Origin of the sequence: Streptomyces sp. NPDC020875, from assembly GCF_040641415.1 — a bacterium.
Classification (GTDB): domain Bacteria; phylum Actinomycetota; class Actinomycetes; order Streptomycetales; family Streptomycetaceae; genus Streptomyces.
The window spans coordinates 1-5,162 of record NZ_JBFADP010000068.1; the positions used below are offsets into that span (position 1 = coordinate 1).

General features: G+C 72.9%; 4 protein-coding genes. 3 read left to right on the plus strand and 1 reads right to left on the minus strand.

The window, feature by feature from the left end:
* Positions 1-95: 95 nt before the first annotated feature.
* Entirely contained in the window at positions 96-794 is a 699-nt protein-coding gene (locus tag AB0G74_RS29855) for a flavin reductase family protein (RefSeq protein WP_361152486.1), read from the minus strand.
* A gap of 65 nt (positions 795-859) precedes the next feature.
* On the opposite strand from AB0G74_RS29855, the gene AB0G74_RS29860 reads away from it, so the two are divergent.
* The 3 genes from AB0G74_RS29860 to AB0G74_RS29870 all read left to right on the plus strand — a co-directional run.
* Entirely contained in the window at positions 860-1,600 is a 741-nt protein-coding gene (locus tag AB0G74_RS29860; protein WP_361152489.1) for a helix-turn-helix domain-containing protein, read from the plus strand.
* A gap of 134 nt (positions 1,601-1,734) precedes the next feature.
* Complete coding sequence (locus AB0G74_RS29865; RefSeq protein ID WP_361152492.1) at positions 1,735-2,994, plus strand: MFS transporter; 1,260 nt, start codon at positions 1,735-1,737, stop codon at positions 2,992-2,994.
* A gap of 153 nt (positions 2,995-3,147) precedes the next feature.
* Positions 3,148-5,162, plus strand: a 2,015-nt coding sequence (locus tag AB0G74_RS29870) for a WD40 repeat domain-containing protein (protein WP_361152494.1), incomplete at its 3' end; no start/stop codon positions are given.

The window sequence follows — 5,162 nt, forward strand, 5'->3', positions numbered from 1 at the left end:
TGGTGATTGACGACAACGCGGCGTGGGGGTACCGCCCGGGCCGCCAGGCCCAGGGGGAGCGCGGTGCCAGGGCACGCGAGCCCCAGCAAGATCCATCAGACACGCCCTAGCCCTTGCGGGTGGGGGCTTCGCGGGGTCTGGGAGCGGCTGCTGTGTCCGAGTTCGGGCCCGAGGCCGAAGTAGTGCCGGAAGTTGTAGATCAGGGGGCTCCAGGCGGCAGGGTCGACGTACTGCGTGCCCGGTACGACGAGGCCCGGCGCCGCGTGCACCCTCAGGACGCTGGCCTCCACGATCAGGAACTCCCCTCCGGCGTCGTGCCGGACCGCCGCCGCTCGTGCCTCGAGCTGGAGCGGGCATTCTCCGACTCTCGGCGGCGTGATCAGCTCCGAGGCGACGGGGGTGAGACCCGCGGCCCCGAACTTGTCCCGCTCGTGGGTGACGTGTCCTCGCGGGTCCTCCGGCGCCGGCGGCCGGCCGGTCAGCCCGCCCAGCAGTTCCACCTGGGGCCACAGCCCGGGGTGCGGCAGGCCGAGGGCGACCTCGGAGCGCCCGGCGAGCAGATTGCGGCCGGTCTGCCCGTCCGGTCCGAGCCCCAGGACGATGGTGTGGCCGAGGGCCCAGGCGGAGGAGATGGGTGCCAGGTTCGCGGTGCCGTCCTCGTTCCGGGTGGTGAGGAGGACGACGGGGGTGCCGAAGTAGAGGATGCTGGGTGTGATCGTCACCGTCTCGGGTGTGATCGTCGTCGTGGATGGCGCGGGGACCGTCGGCGGCAGGGTCAGTGAGCTTGCTTCCATGGCCGAAAACGTACGAGATCAATGCTTCGGTGGGCGCCGAAGTGATCCGGCGGGACAATCGAAGGATGGACACCCGAGAATCCGGGCGAGATCTCGCCGCCGTCGCCTCGCTGCTCGCCGATGCCACCCGGGCCGCGTTCTGTCTGGCCCTGCTCGACGGACGGCCCTGGAGCGCCGGGGAGCTGGCCCGGCACACCGGTGTCGCAGCGTCCACCGCCACCGGGCATCTCCACCAGCTCGTGGCGGCGGGGCTGCTGGTGGAGGAGCGCCGGGGCCGCAACCGGTACGTGGCCCTGGCGGGCCCGGAGGTCGCGGAGCTGGTCGAGTCGCTGGCGTCGCTCGCTCCCCCGGCCTCCCGGGTCCCGCCGCGCTCGCTGACCGCCGCCCGGACGACCCGGGCCCTCGCCCAGGGGCGTACCTGCTACGACCATCTGGCCGGGGTCCTCGGGGTGTCCGTCACGGACGCGCTGACCGGCCGCGGGTTCCTCGACGACCGGGGCGGGCTGGCGCTGACCCCCGAGGGCGGGGCGTTCCTCACCGGGCTGGGAATCGCCCTCCCGGCCACCCGCAGACCGGCCGTGCGCTCCTGCCTGGACCTCACCGAACGCCGCCCCCATCTCGCGGGCGCGGTGGGCGCGGCGCTCTGCCGGCATGCCTTCGACGACGGCTGGGTCGTCCGGACCGGACCGACCCGGGCCGTAGCCGTCACCGAGAAGGGAAGCCGGGAGCTGTACCGGCACTTCGGCATCGAAGCGGGGGCCGCGCGGGCGACGGTCCCGCCGCGCCGGTCCCGCGACTCCGCCTGAGCCGCCGTTCGCCGCTTCCGGCGGCGGCCGGCTCGGACGGGCCCGGCCCCGTCGGGCTTCCGAAAACCTGTTGACCGGGGGCGACCCGAGTATGAGAGCGTCTCCCGCGGTGGCATCGACGGGGGACGGTGGGCGTGACCGGTACGGACCTGACGCGTGGTCGGCGAGCGAAGGACACTCCGCCCGGCCAGTCCCTGTGGACCCCGGACTTCCGGTTGTTCTTCACCGCCCGCACCGCCTCCCTGCTGGGCGACGCGATGCTCCCCGTGGCGATCACGGCGGCCGTGCTCCGCGCCGGGTACGGGACGAGCGGGGTGGGCTACGCGCTCGCCGCGCTCGTCGCACCGTTCGCGGCGCTGATCGTCTTCGGCGGGGTGATGTCCGACCGGTTCGGCGCCCGGCGGCTGATGATCGTCTCCGATGTGGCCCGGCTGGGCTCCCAGGGGGCGCTCGCGCTGCTGTTCCTGCTGGGCACCCCGCCGTTGTGGCAGATCCTGACACTGCTGGCCCTGATCGGCGCGGGCAGTGCGCTGTTCCAGCCGGGGGTCGCCAGTATCACTCCGCTGATCGCCCGGGACGTGCAGAAGGCCAATGCCACGCTGCGCGTCGCGGAGTCCGTCACCGTGGTCATCGGGCCGTCCGTGGCGGGACTCCTCCTGGTGGTGTCCTCACCGGCGGTGGTCGTCGGCCTCGACGCCCTGACCTACGCGGTGAGCGGCGTCTGTCTGCTCCGGCTCCGCTCGGTCCCGATGGGACCGGTCGGGCGGGCCGGCGTCACGACGTTCCGGGCCGATCTCGTCGAGGGCTGGCGAGAGTTCCGGGCCAGGACCTGGTTGTGGAGCGTCATCGTCGTCTTCATGCTCTGGCAGCTCGCCGGGGCGGGCCCGACCACGACGCTCGGCAACAGTACGCTCGTCACCGACCACGGGGCATCGGTGTTCGGCCTGGTCATGTCGTCCCTCGGGGCGGGGAGCGTGGTGGGCGGGCTGATCGCGATGAGGTTCCGCCCGAGGTATCCGCTCCGGGCCGGCGCCCTCTCCATGATCCTCTGGGCGGCGATGCCGCTCAGTATCGCCCTCGGCCTTCCCGCGCCGCTCGTCGCGGTCTGCTACGGCGTGAGCGGCGTGGGCATGGCGTTCTGGGTCGTCATGTTCCACACGAGCGTGCAGACCCATGTCCCGTACGACGTCCTCGGTCGGGTCCATGCCTACGACGCGGCCGGTTCGCTGGTGATGAAGCCGGTCGGGCAGGCGGTGGCCGGTCCGCTCGCGCTCGTCGCGGGGACCGTGCCGATACTCTACGTATCCGCGGCCACGGCGCTCATCGTGTGCGCTCTGCTGCTGGTGATCCCGGCCGTGCGCGGTCTGAAACGCGCGGAGAGCACGCCCCGGTAGTGGTGGCGCGGGGCCGCCACGGATGATTCCGCCGGTGAGTGGCTCGCGGACGGCGGTCCGGCGCGTCCACCGGCCGGTGCCGGACGAGGCGAGACCGCCGGAGGCTCCTGAGTACGGTCGCGGGGCGCGGGGGCTGGTGGACGGGGATGTGGCATGGGCTACGGCGGGTGGCAGCGGATGGCTCCGGGTGAGTTGCGCGGGGTGGTGGAGCGGGCGTGGCGTGAAGGTCGGCTGGATGCGTTGCTGTCGGATCCGGAGCTGCTGGTCGGCGCGGATCCGGACGTACTGCTTCCGTTGATCGAGTACGCGGGCCATCACGACTCCCGGCCCGATTCCTTCTACGCGGTGGCCTGCAGAGCGCACCGGTATGTCTTCGCCGAATCCGGCCCCGAGGTCCGCCGCTGGCTGCTCGCCGTCCACGCGGCCCGCTTGAAGACGCCGGACCTCGTTCCGCCGCCCGGTCCCTGGCGGGTTCTGTGGGCCGGACCTGTTCAGTGGAATCGACATGTCATGGGTTTGTCGGAGGGCATGACGGGCAGGGCGGTGGCGCTTGCCACCGGCCGGTTGCGGGGCCGCGTCACGGCGGCGGTCGGCTATGAGGGCGGTGCCGTTCGGCTGTGGGACGCGGCCACGGGGACACCCCGTGTCGAGTCCGCCCCTTTGCCGTCCTGGCCCTGGGAGGACGCCGGGAACGCCCTGGCCTTGGGTGAGGTGGACGGCCGGCCGGTCGTCGCGGTGGCTTGCGGCACAGGTGTGTGGCTGTGGGAGCCGGAGTCCGGCCGGTGCGAGCGGCTGGGAGCGATGGGCGGTGTGGCGGCGATCCGGATCGCCGTGGTGAACCGGCGGCCGGTTCTGGTCATGGCGGCGCCGGGGCTACTGCGGGTGTGGGACCTGCGTCGGCGCCGACCCGTGCACGGCATGCGTCTGGTCTGCGATATCGACGGCCGGACCTTGGCGGTGTCTTCTGTGCGGGGGCGGCCCGTCGCGGTCGCGGGAGGCGAACGGGGGGCTGTCCACGTATGGGACCTGCGGTCGGGAACGCCGCTGGGTACGCCGCTTTCCGGCCATGAGGGTCCCGTCACCGGCCTGGCCACCGCGTCGGTGGACGGGCGCCCTGTCGCGTTGTCGGGAGGCCGGGACGGCAGGGTGCGGCTGTGGGGTCTGGCGGAATCCCGCGAGTACGGCCTACCCCTGGTCGGCCACCGGGGCGCGGTGACCGGACTCGCCACCGCGCGGGTGGACGGGCGGGCCGTGATCGTCTCCGGAGGGTGGGACGGGACCGTGCGGCTGTGGGACATGCGGTCCGGGCGGCAGCTGGGAACACCGTTGATGACGGCTTCGGGATCGGTGTGGGGGGTAGCGGCGGTCTCGGTCGCGGGCCGGTCCCTGGCGTTCACCGGCGCCCACGGCCCGGTCGGACTCGGGCTGTGGGACCTGGCCTACCGTGAGCCTCGGCGCCCGGCCCCGGCCCGGCGCGATCCGGTGATCTGCTTGGCGGCGGCGCGGGTGAACGGGGACGCGGTCGTCGTCGGCTTCAACCGCTCCCGGCGGAGCCCCGACTTCGGCTCACGTGCCGCCGCCACGGGCGAGCCCGTTCACGGTTTCGCCGTCGGCCGGCGGCCGGACACCATAGGGGCCGTCGCCACCGGGAGTACGGACGGCCGGGCCGTCGCCGTCACCGGAGACACCGAGGGCGTGGTCAGAGTGTGGGGCACCGCGCCGGACAAGTCTCTTCCCGGCCCGCTGAGGGGTCATGTGGGGCGGGTACGGGCGGTGGCGGTCGGTGAGGTGAACGGCCGTGACATCGCGGCCTCGGCAGGCGACGACGGCACAGTACGCCTCTGGAACCTCCACAACGGCCAACCCTGCGGACCACCCATGACCGGACACACCGGACCCGTAACAACCATCCAAATCCACCGAGCAGACGGACACACGACGATCATCTCCGGCGGTGACGACGGCACCCTCCGCCTCTGGAACCCCGAAACACAGGAGGCACTCGTCCAACCGCTGAGGGGTCATACGGGGCGAGTGCGGGCGGTGGCGGTCGGCGAGGTGAACGGCCGCGAGATCGCGGCCTCGGCAGGCGACGACGGCACAGTACGCCTCTGGAACCTCCACAACGGCCAACCCTGCGGACCACCCATGACCGGACACACCGGACC